At 63.6% G+C, this 16,612-nt stretch carries 13 protein-coding genes; 8 read left to right on the plus strand and 5 right to left on the minus strand.

The window, feature by feature from the left end:
- The first annotated feature begins 18 nt into the window (after positions 1-18).
- A complete protein-coding gene (recG, locus tag X741_RS138490; protein WP_023780588.1) occupies positions 19-2,127 on the plus strand; it encodes an ATP-dependent DNA helicase RecG in 2,109 nt (702 codons plus the stop codon).
- On the opposite strand, the gene X741_RS138485 is transcribed toward recG, so the two are convergent.
- The 5 genes from X741_RS138485 to X741_RS138470 all read right to left on the minus strand — a co-directional run bounded on the left by X741_RS138485 (position 2,079) and on the right by X741_RS138470 (position 7,514).
- Positions 2,079-2,834 (minus strand): DUF502 domain-containing protein, encoded by a 756-nt coding sequence (locus X741_RS138485; protein ID WP_023780589.1) that lies wholly within the window; start codon positions 2,832-2,834, stop codon positions 2,079-2,081. The two genes, recG and X741_RS138485, sit on opposite strands and share 49 nt — an antisense overlap.
- Positions 2,835-2,915: 81 nt before the next feature.
- The gene (locus X741_RS0136065; protein ID WP_031250641.1) at positions 2,916-3,218 is read right to left on the minus strand and encodes a HigA family addiction module antitoxin; all 303 of its coding nucleotides are present in this window, start codon (positions 3,216-3,218) and stop codon (positions 2,916-2,918) included.
- Positions 3,219-3,250: 32 nt separating this feature from the next.
- Entirely contained in the window at positions 3,251-5,074 is a 1,824-nt protein-coding gene (gene glmS, locus X741_RS138480; RefSeq protein WP_023780591.1) for a glutamine--fructose-6-phosphate transaminase (isomerizing), read from the minus strand.
- 173 nt (positions 5,075-5,247) lie between these two features.
- Positions 5,248-6,606 (minus strand): bifunctional UDP-N-acetylglucosamine diphosphorylase/glucosamine-1-phosphate N-acetyltransferase GlmU, encoded by a 1,359-nt coding sequence (gene glmU, locus X741_RS138475; RefSeq protein ID WP_023780592.1) that lies wholly within the window; start codon positions 6,604-6,606, stop codon positions 5,248-5,250.
- A 161-nt stretch (positions 6,607-6,767) separates the two neighbouring features.
- Positions 6,768-7,514: a cytochrome c biogenesis CcdA family protein gene (locus X741_RS138470; RefSeq protein ID WP_013895224.1), complete on the minus strand. Its 747-nt coding sequence runs from the start codon at positions 7,512-7,514 to the stop codon at positions 6,768-6,770.
- A gap of 281 nt (positions 7,515-7,795) precedes the next feature.
- Between X741_RS138470 and X741_RS138465 the strand changes: the two genes are divergently transcribed.
- The 7 genes from X741_RS138465 to X741_RS138435 all read left to right on the plus strand — a co-directional run bounded on the left by X741_RS138465 (position 7,796) and on the right by X741_RS138435 (position 16,536).
- Entirely contained in the window at positions 7,796-8,173 is a 378-nt protein-coding gene (locus X741_RS138465; RefSeq protein ID WP_023780593.1) for a hypothetical protein, read from the plus strand.
- Positions 8,174-8,505: 332 nt separating this feature from the next.
- Entirely contained in the window at positions 8,506-11,118 is a 2,613-nt protein-coding gene (gene topA / locus X741_RS138460; protein ID WP_023780594.1) for a type I DNA topoisomerase, read from the plus strand.
- A 6-nt stretch (positions 11,119-11,124) separates the two neighbouring features.
- Positions 11,125-13,443, plus strand: a complete 2,319-nt coding sequence (gene rnr, locus X741_RS138455) for a ribonuclease R (RefSeq protein WP_023780595.1) — start codon at positions 11,125-11,127, stop codon at positions 13,441-13,443.
- Positions 13,443-13,895, plus strand: a complete 453-nt coding sequence (locus X741_RS138450; RefSeq protein WP_031250642.1) for a DUF983 domain-containing protein — start codon at positions 13,443-13,445, stop codon at positions 13,893-13,895. The genes rnr and X741_RS138450 overlap by 1 nt, the downstream gene beginning before the upstream one ends.
- A gap of 73 nt (positions 13,896-13,968) precedes the next feature.
- On the plus strand, positions 13,969-14,709 hold the full coding sequence (locus tag X741_RS138445; RefSeq protein WP_023780597.1) for an NUDIX hydrolase: 741 nt from the start codon (positions 13,969-13,971) through the stop codon (positions 14,707-14,709).
- A gap of 78 nt (positions 14,710-14,787) precedes the next feature.
- The gene (locus tag X741_RS138440; protein ID WP_013895218.1) at positions 14,788-15,966 is read left to right on the plus strand and encodes an MFS transporter; all 1,179 of its coding nucleotides are present in this window, start codon (positions 14,788-14,790) and stop codon (positions 15,964-15,966) included.
- Positions 15,967-16,080: 114 nt separating this feature from the next.
- The gene (locus tag X741_RS138435) at positions 16,081-16,536 is read left to right on the plus strand and encodes a hypothetical protein (RefSeq protein WP_023763634.1); all 456 of its coding nucleotides are present in this window, start codon (positions 16,081-16,083) and stop codon (positions 16,534-16,536) included.
- Positions 16,537-16,612 lie beyond the last annotated feature (76 nt).

Here is a 16,612-nt window from a genome sequence, read left to right on the forward strand (position 1 = left end):
GCGACATAAGCTGACATCATGCGTCCTTCCATCCTCGACCCCCTCTTTGTCCCGATCACCTCGCTCGCCGGCGTCGGGCCGAAGGTTGGCGCGCTGATCGAGAAGGTCGTCGCCGCCGACCTCGGCGATCGCGCGGCGCGCGCCGGCGACCTTCTGTTCGTGCTGCCGCACACCGTCATCGATCGCCGCAACCGGCCGGGCATCGCGCTCGCCGCCGAAGGCGCGATCGTCACGCTTGAGGTGCGCATCGACCGTCATCAGCCGCCGCCGCGCGGCAACCGGTCGGTGCCCTACCGGGTCTTTGCCCATGACGACACCGGCGAAATCGGCCTGACCTTCTTCCATGCTCATGCCTCCTATCTCGAAAAGGCGATGCCAGTCGGCGAGCATGTCGTGGTCTCCGGCCGCATGGAATGGTTCAACGGCCGCCCGACCATGGTGCACCCCGACCATATCGCCCTGGCCAGCGAGGCGGAAAACCTGCCGCTGGTCGAACCGGTCTACCCGCTCACCGCGGGGCTGTCCGGCAAGGTGTTGCGTCGGGCGATCGGCCAGGCGCTGGCGCGCTTGCCCGAATTGCCCGAGTGGCAGGATGGCGCCTTCATGCGCCGGCACACCTTTCCGACCTTTGGCGATGCGCTCGCCCGCATCCACAACCCGACCGATCCGATCGACGTCTCCATCGACGGAGCCGCCTGGCGGCGCCTCGCCTATGACGAATTGCTGGCGGGCCAGGTCTCGCTGGCGCTGGTGCGGGCAAAGATCCGCCGCCTGTCCGGCCGTCCCCTGGTCGGCGACGGCAGCATCGTCGAGAAACTGCGCGCCGCGCTTCCCTATTCGCTGACCGCTTCCCAGGAATTCGCACTGGCCGAAATCATTGCCGACCTTGCCGATCCCGAACGCATGCTGCGGCTTCTGCAAGGCGATGTCGGGTCCGGCAAGACGGTTGTCGCGCTGCTTGCCATGGCGCGCGCCGTCGAGGCTGGCGGCCAGGCGGCGTTGATGGCACCGACCGAAATCCTGGCGCGCCAGCATCTGGCGACGATCGCCCCGCTTGCCGCCAGCATAAGCCTGCGCATCGCCATCCTGACCGGGCGCGAGAAAGGCCGCGAACGCGCCGACACGCTGGCCGGTTTGGCCAGCGGCGAGATCGACATCGTCGTCGGCACCCACGCGCTGTTCCAGGAAACGGTGACTTTCCACGACCTGGTGCTGGCCGTCATCGATGAGCAGCACCGCTTCGGCGTCCACCAGCGGCTTGCCATCACCGCCAAGGGCGATGCGCCCGACATGCTGGTGATGACGGCGACCCCCATCCCGCGCACGCTGGTGCTGACCGCCTTCGGTGACATGGACGTGTCGAAATTGACGGAAAAGCCGGCCGGCCGCCAGCCGATCCGAACCGTCACGCTGCCGCTGGAGCGCCTGGACGAACTGGTCGGCCGCATGGTCGATGCCGTCGCCGGCGGCCAGAAGATCTACTGGATCTGTCCGTTGGTCGAAGAATCCGAAGAGATCAAGCTGATGTCGGCGGAAGATCGTTTCGCCTCGCTGAAACCGCTGTTCGGCGACCGCATCGGCCTTGTCCATGGCCGTATGAAGGGTGCGGAGAAGGACGAGGCAATGCGGGCCTTCAAGCAGGGCGAGACGCGCATCCTGATCGCTACCACGGTCATCGAGGTCGGCGTCGACGTGCCCGATGCCACCGTCATGGTCATCGAGCATGCCGAGCGCTTTGGCCTGGCGCAGTTGCATCAGCTGCGCGGCCGTGTCGGACGCGGCGACAAGCCGTCCTCCTGCGTGCTGCTCTACAAGGATCCGCTCGGCGAGACCGCCAAACGCCGGCTGTCGGTGATGCGCGAGACGGAGGACGGCTTCCTGATCGCCGAGGAAGACCTGAAATTGCGCGGTGAAGGCGAGCTTTTGGGCACCCGCCAGTCCGGCACGCCGGGCTTCCAGGTGGCGCGTATCGAGGCTCATGCCGATCTTCTGGAAGCTGCCCGCGACGATGCAAGGTTGATCCTGTCGCGCGACCCTGAGCTGCAATCCGACCGCGGCGAGGCGCTGCGCCTGTTGCTCTATTTGTTCGGTCGCGACGAAGCCGTTCGGCTCCTGCGCGCCGGATGAGCCAAGGCGGCAACCGATGGGTTGGCAAGCATTCCCTCGATAGGCTCACCATTCACGACAACCATTTGCTTGACCTCGGGCGCCACCAGTCCGGCCGACACGATCAGCTTGGCACCGTCCTCGATCGTCATGTCGAGCAGCACGATGTCCGACTTCGGCACGTACATCAGGAAGCCGGTGGTCGGGTTCGGCGTGCAGGGCATGAACACGGCAATCAGCGGATCGCCTTCCTGATCAAGCTTCTGGTTGATCTCGGTCTCTTTCTCGCTGGCGACGAAGACCAGCGACCAGACGCCCTTGCGCGGATACTCGACCAGCCCGACCTGGCGGAACATGTCGCCCTTGTTCGACAGCACGGTCTCGAAAATCTGCTTCAGCGAGCCATAGATGCCGCGCACCAGCGGCATGCGGCCAAGCATGCGCTCGCCGAAATTGACGATGGCGCGGCCGACGATGTTGGCCGTCAGGAAGCCGATCAGCGTGATCAGGATCAGGGCGACGATCAGCCCGAAGCCCGGCACGGGGAACGGCAGGTAGGTATCGGGGCTGTAACGCGCTGGAATATAAGGCTTTACCCAGGAATCGACCCAGCCGATGAACGACCAGGCAATATAGGCGGTGATCGCCAGCGGCGCGCAGACGACGAAGCCTGTGAGGAAATAGTTCCTCAGCCGGGTCATGCCAGAAGTCTTCGGAGCGTCGGACATGGTTCACCGGGGGCGCGAATTGCAGCGCAACATTAGTGAACAGCAAGGCCGTTTGGAACTGCGAAGTTTTTAAAGGCCCGATTATGCCGCCGCTTCCAGCGGTTCTATCTTCTCAAGTTCCAACGCTAGTTTCTTCGCTTCGGTCTCAAGCTCGTAAGCCTGCTGAAAATTCATCCAGAATTGAGGCGTGGTGTTGAAAAACCGCGCCAGTCGCAAAGCAGTGTCGGGGGTCAAGCCGATCTCCTCCTTGGCAATGCGTTCGATACGGGTACGTGGAAGATTGAGCTTTTTTGCGAGAGCGCCAGCGCTCATGCCAAGGGGGACGAGATATTCTTCACGAAGGAATTCTCCGGGGTGAACTGGACGTGCGAACTTCGATGCCATTCGGCTCAACCTCCCGATTTGAGAGGTAAAACTTACTCCACCGTCACCGATTTCGCCAGATTGCGTGGCTGGTCGACGTCGGTGCCCATGAACACGGCGGCGAAATAGGCCAGCATCTGGATCGGCAGCGCATAGATGATCGGCGAGATGATTTCGGGCACATCGGGCAGCACGATCGTTTCCATCGTCTTCACGCTGACCTGCGCCGCGCCCTTGCTGTCGGTGATCAGGATGATCTTGCCGCCGCGCGCCGCCACTTCCTGCATATTGGAAACGGTTTTCTCGAAGATACGGTCATGCGGCGCGATGACGATGACCGGCATGTTCTCGTCGATCAGCGCGATCGGCCCATGCTTCAGCTCGCCCGCGGCATAGCCTTCAGCGTGGATGTAGGAGATTTCCTTGAGCTTCAGCGCGCCTTCCATGGCGAGCGGGAAATTGGTGTCGCGGCCGAGATAGAGCACGTCCTTGTAGCGCGACAGTTCGCGCGCGATGCGCTCGATCTGCTCTTCGAGCTTGAGCACCTGGTTGGCATAGCGCGGCGCTTCCGAAAGCGCGCGCACCAGGGTTTTCTCCTGTTCCTTCGAGATTGTGCCGCGCGCCACGCCGGCGCGCACCGCAAGCGCGGCCAGAACGGACAGCTGGCAGGTGAAGGCCTTGGTCGAGGCGACACCGATCTCGGGTCCGGCAAGTGTCGGCAGCACGACGTCGGATTCGCGCGCCATGGTCGATTCCCGCACATTGACGACGGCGCCGATCTTCATGCCGGCCTTGCGGCAGTAGCGCAGCGAGGCCAGCGTGTCGGCGGTCTCGCCCGATTGCGAGATGAAGAATGCGGCATCGTTGGCCGACAGCGGCATTTCGCGGTAGCGGAATTCCGAGGCGACATCGATGTCGACCGGCAGCCGTGCATAGCGCTCGAACCAGTATTTACCGATCAGCCCGGCGAGGTAAGCGGTACCGCAGGCGGAGATCGCCAGCCGGTCGATCTTGGCGAAATCGAAAGGCAGGTCGAGCGGCTTGGAGACGCCGGAGACGAAATCCACATAGTGAGCCAGCGTGTGCGAGATCACCTCGGGCTGCTCATGGATTTCCTTCTCCATGAAATGGCGGCGATTGCCCTTGTCGACCATAAAGCTGGTCGACAGCGACTGCTGGCGCTTGCGGGCAACCTTTTTGCCATCGATGTCGAAGATTGCGACGCCGTCGCGGCGCACCACCGCCCAGTCGCCGTCCTCGAGATAGGTTATCGAATTGGTGAACGGGGCGAGCGCGATGGCGTCCGAGCCCAGGAACATCTCGCCATCGCCATGGCCGACGGCCAGCGGCGGGCCGTTGCGGGCGCCGACGATCAGATCCTCGTCGCCCTTGAACATGATGGCCAGCGCAAAGGCGCCTTCCAGCCGCTTCAGCGCCTGATGCGCGGCCTCGACCGGCTTCAGCCCCTTGGCGAGTTCACGCGCCACCAAATGGGCAACGACTTCGGTGTCTGTTTGCGACGAGAAAGAATAGCCGTCGCGGATCAGTTCGTCGCGCAGTTCGGCGAAATTCTCGATGATGCCGTTGTGGACGATGGCGACGCCGGCGGAAAAATGCGGATGCGCATTGGTCTCGTTGGGTACGCCATGGGTCGCCCAGCGGGTGTGGCCGATGCCGATGGTGCCTTCGAGCGGCTCGTCCTTCAGCCTCCGTTCGAGGTTGACCAGCTTGCCCTCGGCGCGGCGGCGGCCAAGCTCACCCTTCTCGATGGTGGCGACGCCGGCCGAGTCATAGCCGCGATACTCGAGCCGCTTGAGCGCATCGACAATGAGCGGCGCAACCTGCGAGTGGCCGACGATTCCAACGATACCGCACATGCAGACAGCCCCCAATTCCCCGTGGAAAACCAGCGCTATTTAGGGATGGCCGGTTCGCCGCGAAAGTCACATTGCATTTCGTCCGCTGTAACGGACGCTTCTGCACGCATGCATCATGACACAGCGCACTTGCAATCCGGTTACTGCAATCGTTCAGTTTTTGAAGGCCGATCTTACTTCTTTTTGGCAGCCGCGGCCGAGGCAAAGCGCTCGCGCAATTCCTTGCCCTTGCCGGGGATCGTCTTCTGGCGCGCCCGACCGAAGGCCAGTGCGTCGTCGGGCACGCTTTCAGTGATGACGCTGCCGGAGGCGATGTATCCACCCTTGCCGATGGTGACCGGCGCCACCAACGAAGAGTTCGAGCCGACAAAAGCGCCCTCGCCGATGTCGGTGAAGAATTTCGAGTAGCCGTCATAGTTGCAGGTGATGGTGCCGGCGCCGATATTGGCGCCCGCGCCGACCCGGGCATCGCCGATATAGGTCAGATGATTGACCTTGGCGCCTTCCTCGATAACAGCCTGCTTGACCTCGCAGAAATTGCCGACTCTTGCCTTTTCCCGCAGATCGGCGCCCGGCCGCAGTCGTGCGAACGGACCGACATCGCAATTGCCCGCGACAGTGGCGCCTTCGATATGGCTGAAGGCATGGATCTTGGCGCCGCCAGCGATCTTTACGCCCGGCCCAAACCAGACATTGGGTTCGACGATCGTGTCCGGGCCGATCTCGGTATCGTGCGAGAAGAAAACAGTCTCCGGTGCGATCAGTGTCACGCCCGATAGCATCGCCTCATGCCGGCGGCGAGCCTGCCAGATACCCTCGGCTTGCGCTAGTTCGGCGCGGTTGTTGATGCCGAGCGCATTTTCAAAGCTGGCTTCGGTCGCAACCACATCGAGGCCTTGCCCGCTGGCGATCTCGACGATGTCGGTGAGGTAATATTCGCCCTTGGCGTTCGTGTTGCCGACCGCGTCGAGCAGCTTCAGCGCCTGGCTACCGGCCGCCGCCATCAGCCCGCCATTGCAGAAGGTGATCTTCTTCTCTTCCTCGCTGCAATCCTTCTCCTCGCGGATGGCGACCAGTTTGCCGCCCTTTTCGATCAGCCGGCCATAGCCGGTTGGATTGGGTGTACGAAAGCCGATGACGGCGACCGCAGCACCTTCCGCCAGCTTCAGTCGGGCCACCGTGAGCGCCCCCGGGTCGATCAGCGGCGTGTCACCGAACATCACCAGGACATCGTCGTAACCCCTTGATATCGCTTGGCGCGCAGCCAGCACGGCATGCGCGGTGCCAAGCCGCTTTTCCTGCACGAAGGTCTCGGCCTTCACAGCGAATTTTGCCGCGGCCTTGCGCATCTCCTCCGCCCCATGGCCGATCACCATCGCCTGGTCGCCAGCCCCGGCGGCTTCGGCGGCCTTCACCACATGCGCGACCATGGGCAGGCCGGCGATCTTGTGCAGCACCTTCGGCAGCGCGCTCTTCATGCGCGTGCCTTCGCCGGCGGCGAGGATGATCGACAGGCAGGATCTCTGGCTCATGGATGGAAAACCATATGAAAAGCGTTGGGAATCAAATCATGCTAGCAGTGGCGCCATGCTGCACCAATGCGGTTAAATTCCGGTGAGATGGCGGAGCAGGCGGCTTTTAATCAGTAGGTCTACCGCCTGGTACATCAAACGGCCGTGCTGCGGCCGGATCGCTAGCCCAGCCGTCCCAGCACCGGGAAATTCTCCAGCAGCCAGTAGGAGACGGCCTGAACGCCACCGGTGAGGAAAAACACGCCCGCGACGACCAGCAGCGCACCAATCGCTTTTTCCACTCGGCCGAGATGGACGCGGAATTTGCCGAGGAAACGCATGAAGGCGCCGGAAAACAGCGCCGCGATCAGGAAGGGTATGCCAAGCCCAAGCGAATAGGCGGCGAGCAGCAGCGCGCCCTCGCCCACGGTTTCGCGACCGCCGGCCAGCGTCAGGATCGGTCCCAGCACCGGGCCGATGCAAGGTGTCCAGCCGAAGGCGAAGGCGAGTCCCATGACATAGGCGGCGACAGCGCTTGCCGGCTTGCCCTGCGACTGGAAGCGCGCCTCGCGCGACAACAGCGGGATGCGCAGGATACCGAGGAAATTCAGGCCCATCAGGATGATCAGCACGCCGGCACCCATCGCCAGCGGCTCCTGCCAGACGCGCAGCAGCCGGCCGATGGTCGAAGCGCCTGCGCCGAGCGCCACGAACACGGTCGAGAAGCCGAGCACGAAGGCGATCGAGGAATAGAGCAGCGCGCCGCGCGTGCCTTCACGCGCCGTCGCCCCCGCATTGCCGCGAAAATCGTCGACCGAGACGCCGGCCATGTAGCAGAGATAGGGCGGCACCAGCGGCAGCACGCATGGCGACAGGAACGAGATAGCGCCCGCCCCGACCGCGCTGACATAGCCGATATCCAATGCCATTCCAAAAGCCCTACTGTTTCGGCGACGATACTGTTTGGGCGCCGATATAGCGAAGCCCTGGCCTGTGCGCCAATCACCAATGTGTGGCAACCAGTCGCTGTTCGGGCAATCTCGCTGACCCCACCCAACCAAGTACGACCGAACCGAGGGAATTGTTACTGACAACCAAAGCCCAGCTACCGATATCCCACAAGCCCTTTCGGGAAGAACCTCCGGCCGGCAGGCGTTGACACAACGAGACCGCGATTTCCCGCGCGTCTCCACATATCAGGGAGGTTTCCATGAAAATCATAACCGCAGGGCTGGCCGCGCTTCTGCTCAGCACCGCCGCATCCTTCGCCGCCGAGGCGTGGAAGGAAGCCGATGTCGGCGGCACCAAGATCTACACCGATGCCAAGGGCATGACGCTTTACACCTATGACAAGGACAGCAAGGGCAAGTCGAACTGCTACGACAAATGCGCCGCCAACTGGCCGCCGCTGAAGGCCGCGGCCAGCGCCAAGGCGGACGACGAATGGAGCGTTGTCAAACGCACCGACGGCACCAAGATGTGGGCCTATGACGGCAAGCCGGTTTACACCTTCGTCAAGGACAAGAAGGCTGGCGACATGAGCGGTGACGGTGTCGCTGGCGTCTGGCACGTCGTCAAGGCCGACTGAGCCTCCTTCCCGCCTGTTGGCGGGACATCAGCTGGTCGCCGGGCATCCTTCGATACCGCCGGCGGCCGGCCTCATGATCGAGGGACGGCATTCCTCGACTCATCGAAACGGGGCTCGGTCGTTTTCGCCAATTTGCGACCATCGTCTCTCTCAGCCAAATTCTGTGATTTTCTCCATACACTCTAAGAGTGTATTGCTGCCGGCATCCCCGCAATTTGGGCGCTTCCCCTTGACCGGATGCGAAAGCGCGGCCATGTGAGCGGCAACAGGAACGAGATTTCGTCGCGCGCAGCGGAATTCTTCTGGCGCATCACAGCTGAATAAGAGACCTCATGGACGTCGTCGTCGTCGAATCGCCGGCCAAGGCAAAGACAATCAACAAATACCTCGGCAAGAACTACAAGGTTCTGGCCTCGTTCGGCCATGTCCGCGATCTGCCGGCCAAGGACGGCTCGGTGCGTCCGGACGAGGATTTCGCCATGTCCTGGGCGGTCGACACCGCTTCGGGCAAGCGCCTCGCCGACATCGCCAAGGCGGTCAAGGATGCCGATGGCCTGATCCTCGCCACCGACCCGGATCGCGAGGGCGAAGCCATTTCCTGGCACGTGCTGGAAGTGCTGAAGCAGAAGCGTGCGCTGAAGGACAAGCCGGTCAGCCGCGTCGTCTTCAACGCCATCACCAAGTCGTCGGTGCTGGAAGCGATGGCCAATCCGCGCCAGATCGATGCGCCGCTGGTCGATGCCTATCTGGCCCGCCGGGCGCTCGACTATCTCGTCGGCTTCACGCTGTCGCCGGTTCTGTGGCGCAAATTGCCGGGCGCCCGCTCGGCCGGCCGCGTCCAGTCGGTGGCGTTGCGCCTTGTCTGCGACCGCGAATCCGAGATCGAGCGCTTCATCCGCGAGGAATATTGGCAGATCGCCGCCATCCTCGGCACGCCCCGCAACGAGACTTTCGAAGCCCGGCTCACCGCCTTCGAGCGCAAGAAGCTGCAGAAGCTCGACATTGCCAACAAGGCCCAGGCCGACGACATCAAGGCGATGCTCGAAGGTGCGGCCTTCGAGGCGCTGTCCGTCGAGGCCAAGCCGACCAAGCGCAATCCGGGCCCGCCCTTCACCACCTCGACGCTGCAACAGGCGGCTTCCTCGGGCCTCGGTTTCTCCGCCACCCGCACCATGCAGGTGGCGCAGCGGCTCTATGAAGGCATGGAGATCGGCGGCGAAACCACCGGCCTGATCACCTATATGCGAACCGACGGCGTGCAGATGGCGCCGGAAGCGATCGACGCTGCCCGCGATGCGATCGCCAAGGAATTCGGCCCGAAATACCTGCCGGAAAAGCCGCGCGTTTACACGACCAAGGCCAAGAACGCCCAGGAAGCGCACGAGGCGATCCGTCCGACGGATTTCATGCGCACCCCGGCATCGGTCAGGCAGTACCTCGATTCCGACCAGATGCGGCTCTATGAGCTGATCTGGAAGCGCGCCATCTCCAGCCAGATGCAGCCGGCCGAGATCGAGCGGACCACCGTCGAGATCGAGGCGGTGAACGGCTCGCGCACCGCCGAGCTTCGCGCCGTCGGTTCCGTCGTCCGCTTCGACGGCTTCATCGCCGCCTACACCGACCAGAAGGAAGACGACGCGGAGGACGAGGAAAACCGCCGCCTGCCCGAGATCCGCGCCGGCGAGCAGCTCGCCCGCCAGGCGATCAACGCCACCCAGCACACAACCGAGCCGCCGCCGCGTTATTCCGAGGCGTCGCTGATCAAGAAGCTGGAAGAGCTCGGCATCGGCCGCCCGTCGACCTACACCGCGATCCTGAAGACACTTGAGGACCGCGATTATGTCACGATCGACAAGCGCCGGCTGGTGCCGCAGGCCAAGGGCCGGCTGCTGTCGGCCTTCCTGGAAAGCTTCTTCGAACGCTATGTCGAATATGATTTCACCGCCTCGCTGGAGGAAAAGCTCGACGAGATTTCCGACGGCAAGCTCGCCTGGAAGGACGTGCTGCGCGACTTCTGGAAGGATTTTTCAGGCGCCGTCGCCGATATCAAGGAACTGCGCGTCACCGACGTGCTCGATGCGCTGAACGAGGAGCTGGCGCCGCTGGTATTTCCCGCGCGCGAGGACGGCTCGAACCCGCGCATCTGCCCGAAATGCGGCACCGGCAATCTGTCGCTGAAGCTCGGCAAGTTCGGCGCTTTCGTCGGCTGTTCGAACTATCCCGAATGCTCCTTCACCCGCCAGCTCGGCGACGCCGCCAACCCCAATGGCGAGAATGGCGGCGGCGAGGACGGCACCAAGGTGCTCGGCAAGGATCCCTACACGGCAGAGGAAATCACGCTGCGCTCAGGCCGCTTCGGCCCCTACATCCAGCGCGGCGACGGCAAGGAAGCCAAGCGCTCCAGCCTGCCCAAGGGTTGGACACCCGAATCGATCGACCATGAGAAAGCGCTGGCACTGCTGTCATTGCCGCGCGATGTGGGAAAACATCCCGAATCTGGCAAGATGATCTCGGCCGGGCTCGGTCGTTACGGTCCGTTCGTGCTGCACGACGGCACCTACGCCAATGTCGACAGCATCGAGGACGTGTTTTCGATCGGCCTCAACCGCGCCGTCACCGTGATTGCCGAGAAGCAATCGAAGGCCAAGGGCGGCCGCAACGGCGGCACCGCCGCTGCCTTGAAAGAACTGGGCGACCATCCGGAGGGCGGTGGCAAGATCGTCGTTCGCGACGGCAAATACGGACCCTACGTCAATTTCGGCAAGGTCAACGCCACGCTGCCCAAGGGCAAGGATCCGCAATCGGTGACGATCGAGGATGCGCTGGCGCTGATCGCCGAGAGGGAAGCCAAGGGCGGCGGCGGCAAGAAGCCGTTCCGCAAGGCAGCGTCCCCGGCAACCAAGAAAGCAGCGACCAAGAAGCCGGCCGCGAAGAAAAAAGGATAGGACGGCGTGGCGCGCAAGATCACCGGAAGAAGCCACGGCGATCCGCGCACCGCCGACACCAGGGCCAAGGTCAAGGACGACTACCGGCCGTCGCGTGACGAGATCCTGCGCTACATCGCCGAAAATCCCGATCGCGCCGGAAAGCGCGACATCGCCAAGGCGTTCGCCTTGCGCGGCGACGACAGCATCTGGCTGAAGGACATTTTGCGTGACCTGCAGGACGAAGGTGTCCTGACCAAGGAGCGCAAGGGGCTGGCCCGCGTCGGCGCCCTGCCCCACGTCACGGTGCTTGATATTTTCGACCGTGACGCCGACGGCGTGCTGTTGGCGCGTCCCATCGAACACACGGCCAATGGACCGCCGCCCATCGTTTCCATCCGCCTGTCGCGCAGTGGTGGTGGACCGGCGCCCGGCATTGGCGACCGCGTGCTGGCCAAGACCTTTCCCGCCGACGAGACGAATGTCGCGCTGGGCGGCCCTGCCTATACCGGCCGGGTGATGAAGATCTTCGAGAAACGCACCGATGCCGTTCTCGGCGTCTTCCGCGTGCTCAAGGACGGCACCTTTCGCATCGAACCGGTGGAACGGCGCCAGCCGGAACTGATCGTCGACAAGGAATTCCAGAACGGCGCCAAAAACGGCGATCTGGTCGAGGTCGAGCCCGCGCGCGCCTCGCGCTACGGTCTGCCCCACGCCAAGGTGCTCAATGTGCTGGGTTCGCTGACCAGCGAAAAGGCGGTCTCGATGATTGCCATCCACGCCCACGACATTCCCCACATTTTCCCGGCCGACGTCATCGCCGAATCCGAGGCCGTCAAGCCGGCGACGCTCGATCACCGCGAGGACTGGCGAGACCTGCCGCTGGTCACCATCGATCCGGCCGACGCCAAGGACCATGACGATGCGGTGTTCGCCACGCCGGACCTCGATGAGAAGAATCCGGGCGGAGTGGTCGTCACGGTCGCCATCGCCGATGTCGCCGCCTATGTGCGCTATGGCACGGCGCTCGACCGCGAAGCGCTGAAGCGCGGCAATTCGGTCTATTTCCCGGATCGCGTCGTGCCGATGCTGCCCGAACGCATTTCCAACGATCTTTGTTCGCTGCGCGAAGGCCAGGACCGTCCGGCGCTGGCAGTGCGCATGACCTTCTCCGCCGACGGTCACAAGATCAGGCACTCCTTCCACCGCATCATGATGAAATCGGCGGCCAAGCTCGCCTACCCGCAAGCGCAAGCGGCGATCGACGGCGTGCCGGACGACAAGACCGGCCCGATCCTCGACACGGTGCTAAAGCCGCTGTGGGATGCCTATGCGATCCTGAAGCGCGGACGCGACGGCCGCCAGCCGCTCGAACTCGACCTGCCGGAGCGCAAGATCCTGCTTAAACCGGATGGAACGGTCGACCGCGTCATCGTGCCGGAGCGGCTCGATGCCCACAAGCTGATCGAAGAATTCATGATCCAGGCCAATGTCGCCGCCGCCGAGTCGCTCGAGGCGAAGAAGCAGGCGCTGGTCTACCGCGTCCACGACGCGCCATCGCTCGCCAAGCAGGAATCGCTGCGCGAATTCCTGCAGACGCTGGGGCTGTCGCTGGCGCGCGGCGCGCAGATGCGGCCCAGCCAGTTCAATGGCATCCTGGAGCGGGTGCGCGGCGCCGACAATGAAGGGCTGGTCAACGAAGTGGTGCTGCGGTCGCAGAGCCAGGCCGAATATTCGCCTGGGAACATCGGCCATTTCGGCCTGAACCTCAGGCGCTACGCGCATTTCACCTCGCCGATCCGCCGATATGCCGACCTCATCGTGCATCGTGGACTTATCGCCGCACTCGGCCTCGGCCCGGGCGGGCTGACGCGCGACGAAGAGGCTCGGCTCGAAGACGTCGCGGTGCTGATCTCCGGCACGGAACGCCGCGCAATGGCTGCCGAACGCGATACGGTCGACCGGCTGATCGCCGCCTACCTCGCCGAGCGCATCGACGACCGCTTCGACGCCCGCATCTCCGGCGTCACCAAATCGGGACTATTTGTCCAATTGCCGCAGTATGGCGCCGATGGTTTCATCCCGGTGTCAACTCTGGGCGGCGATTACTATATATACGACGAAACGGCCCGCTCCCTGTTTGGAGAACGCTCGGGCAAAGGCTACCAGCTCGCGGATCGGGTCGAGGTCCGGCTCGTCGAGGTGGCACCGATGGCCGGCGCGATGCGCTTCGAGATGTTGACCGACCCGAAGCCCCTGCCAGGCTCCGTCAAGTCGTTTCACAAGGCCAAGGGCCGCGCCCGCGCGTCGCAATCGCGACCGGGTTCGCGCGGCAGGAGACGATGATGTCAAAAGAATTAGGGATACAAGAACAGGTTTTCGGCGGCGAACATCATTCGGGCCGGGTTGCCCGCCCGCTGTGGACGGCGATGAAGCGCGGCCTGCTGGGCCGCTGCCCGAATTGCGGCGAAGGCAAGCTGTTCCGCGGCTTCACCAAGACTGTCGACGCCTGCAGCGTCTGCGGCGAAGAGATCCACCATCATCGCGCCGACGACCTGCCTGCTTATCTGGTCATCGTCATTGTCGGCCACATCATTCTCGGTGCCTTCATGGGTGTGGAAGCGACGTCGACCTTGTCGACCTGGCAGCACATCGTCATCTGGGTGCCCTTGACCATCCTTTTGTCGGTTGCGCTGCTGCAGCCTGTCAAAGGTGCCGTCATCGGACTGCAATGGGCGTTCTATATGCACGGATTCGGTGGCGAAAAGGATGCAATCGAGCCGCATCCCGGGGCCTGAGGTGCAGGCTGGCGCAATACGCCAACGGTTAAGGCCACTTTCGCATGCAAGAAGTTTCCGCTAGGTCGTGCGCATGGATGGTATGACCAAGGCGCAAGTCGACGGGATCGAGAGGAGCATGGTCGCTCATAGCGATCGGCCGATGCGCCCGCGCGATGCCGCGACCCTGATCCTTCTCGACCGCAAGGGCGATGAAGTACTGGTCCTGATGGGCCGCCGCCACGCCGGCCATGCCTTCATGCCCGGAAAATTCGTTTTTCCCGGTGGCCGCACCGACCCTGCCGACAGCCGCATCCCGGTCGCCGCCGCACTACACGCCGAGCAGCAAGCAAAGTTGCTTGCCGGTCCCGGCCGCACAAGCTCGGCGCGCGCCCGCGCCATCGCCCTGTCGGCGATCCGCGAGACCTATGAGGAGGCCGGGCTGCTGATCGGCCGCAAAGGCGTCTTCGCCACCGCCAGGCGCGATTGGCAAGGCTTTGCCGAACATGGCGTGCAGCCCTCCCTGGACATGCTGCGCTTTATCGCGCGGGCCATTACCCCGCCCAACCGGGTGCGCCGCTTCGACACGCGTTTCTTCAGCGCCTGGCGCGACGATGTCGCCGTCGAATTGCCTGGGGGCGGCCCGACCAACGAACTCGAGGAACTGGTCTGGTTGCCGCTTGCCAAGGCAAGGGAAGCCGACATCCCCGACATCACGCGAATGATCCTGGACGAGCTGGAAAAGCGCCTCGCCCATGATCCGCTGCTGCGTCCAGGCGGTTCCGTCCCCTTCTACCGGCTTGTCGGCAACCGCTTCACCCGCGAACTTCTCTAGAGCAATTCCAGGAAAAGCGTGACGCGGTTTTCCGTCCGGAATTGCGTAACATCAAAAAGACAGAGTATTCAGCATCTCATGACGGTCGATACCCAACAACAGGGCGACGAACGCGTACATTGGCTGCCGATGGTGGCGGCGATCTCGTCGATCAGCGTCGTCGGCATCGCCATCGGCCTCGGCATGCCGTTGCTCAGCGTCATCCTGGAAACGCGCGGCCATTCGGCTTCGATGATCGGCCTCAACACGGCCGTCGCCGGCCTGGCTTCGATCGCGGGCGCCCCGCTCGCCACCCCGCTCGCCATGCGCTTCGGTGTCGCCTGGACCATGATCGCGATGATCGCCGCCGGCGCGCTGGCCTTCGTCGGCTTTCACTTCGCGCCTGATTTCTGGATGTGGTTTCCGCTGCGCATCGTGCTGCACATCGCGCTGACGGTGCTGTTCATCCTGTCGGAGTTCTGGATCAGCACCTCGGCGCCGCCGCACCGGCGCGGTCTGGTCCTTGGCATCTACGCCACCGTCCTGTCGCTCGGCTTTGCCGCCGGGCCGTGGCTGTTCGCTCATCTCGGCAGTTCCGGCTTCAGGCCGTTCGGCGTCATCATCGCGCTGGTGACGCTGGCCGCGATACCGGTGCTGGCCGCGCGCAACGAGAGCCCGAGCATCGTAGCCGATGGCGAAACCAGCAATTTCCTGCGCTATATCTGGCTGGTGCCGTCGGCGACCGCCGCGGTCCTGGTGTTCGGCGCCGTCGAGACCGGCGGCTTCGCGCTGTTTCCGGTCTACGGCAACCGCATCGGCTATTCCGAAGCCGACGCGGCACTGCTGCTGACCATGATCGGTCTCGGCAACGTTTTGCTGCAGATCCCGATCGGCATGATCAGCGATCGCGTCAGCGACCGCCGCTACCTGTTGCTCGCCTGCGCCACCGTCGGTCTCGTCGGCACCGTCTTCATGCCCTTCTTTGCGCAGAATTGGCACCTGATGGCCGCCCTTTTGTTTGTGTGGGGCGGTGTGGTCGCGGCCATGTACACGATCGGCCTTGCCCATCTCGGCTCGCAGCTTTCCGGCCATGAGCTGGCATCCGCCAACGCCGCCTTCGTGCTTTGTTACGGCGTCGGCATGGTGCTCGGTCCACAGGCGATCGGCATCGGCATGGATGCATTCGGTCCGTCTGGCTTCGGCTGGTCGCTCGGCCTGTTCTTCGGCGCCTACATCGCCCTGGTCTGCTTCAGGCTGATCCGCAAGATCCTTTTGTAGCCTCGCACCGGTCGAAGCCCTTGTCCGCCCCGGAGGCACGATGCTGACAGAACCTTGTCAGGAGCACCCAGTTAAAAGAGTGTCCCCAAAACATCCGAAGTTGAGGACACTCCCATGATCGACAGCGGCTTTGAAACCACATCCCTGCGCATGACGCTTCTGCTGCTTGTGAGCTTCCAGGCTCCGGCCGCCGATGTCGACCGCATCATGGACGCGGTGGTGGCGCTCGCCCCGCTGGCCATGGGCAACTACGACCGCAACGCCTATCAGTCCGCGCACGGCATCGAGCGCTACAGGCCGCTTGACGGGGCAGCGGCCGGCGCTGAAACCGAATTGCGCCGCCGCCCGGGCACGGTCGAGGTTTCATTCGAATTGCCCGATGACCAGGCGCTGGCTGCCCGCGTCGTCGAGGCGATTTTCCAGGCGCACTCCTATCAGGAGCCGGTGATCCGCATCCAGCCGATCCTTGCCAGCAGGTCCAAGGGGCTGGACGACCGCGCCAACCCGAATCGTTGGTGGAACACGACCGGAGACTGGAAGAAGGTTGCGGCGGTTAAGGAAGAAGCATAAAGCGGCCTTCCCTTCTCCCCTTGTGGGAGAAGGTGGCCTCGCGAAGCGAGGTCGGATGAGGGGTGTTCCAGCTTGG

Origin of the sequence: Mesorhizobium sp. LNHC221B00 (assembly GCF_000502935.1) — a bacterium.
GTDB lineage: Bacteria > Pseudomonadota > Alphaproteobacteria > Rhizobiales > Rhizobiaceae > Mesorhizobium > Mesorhizobium opportunistum.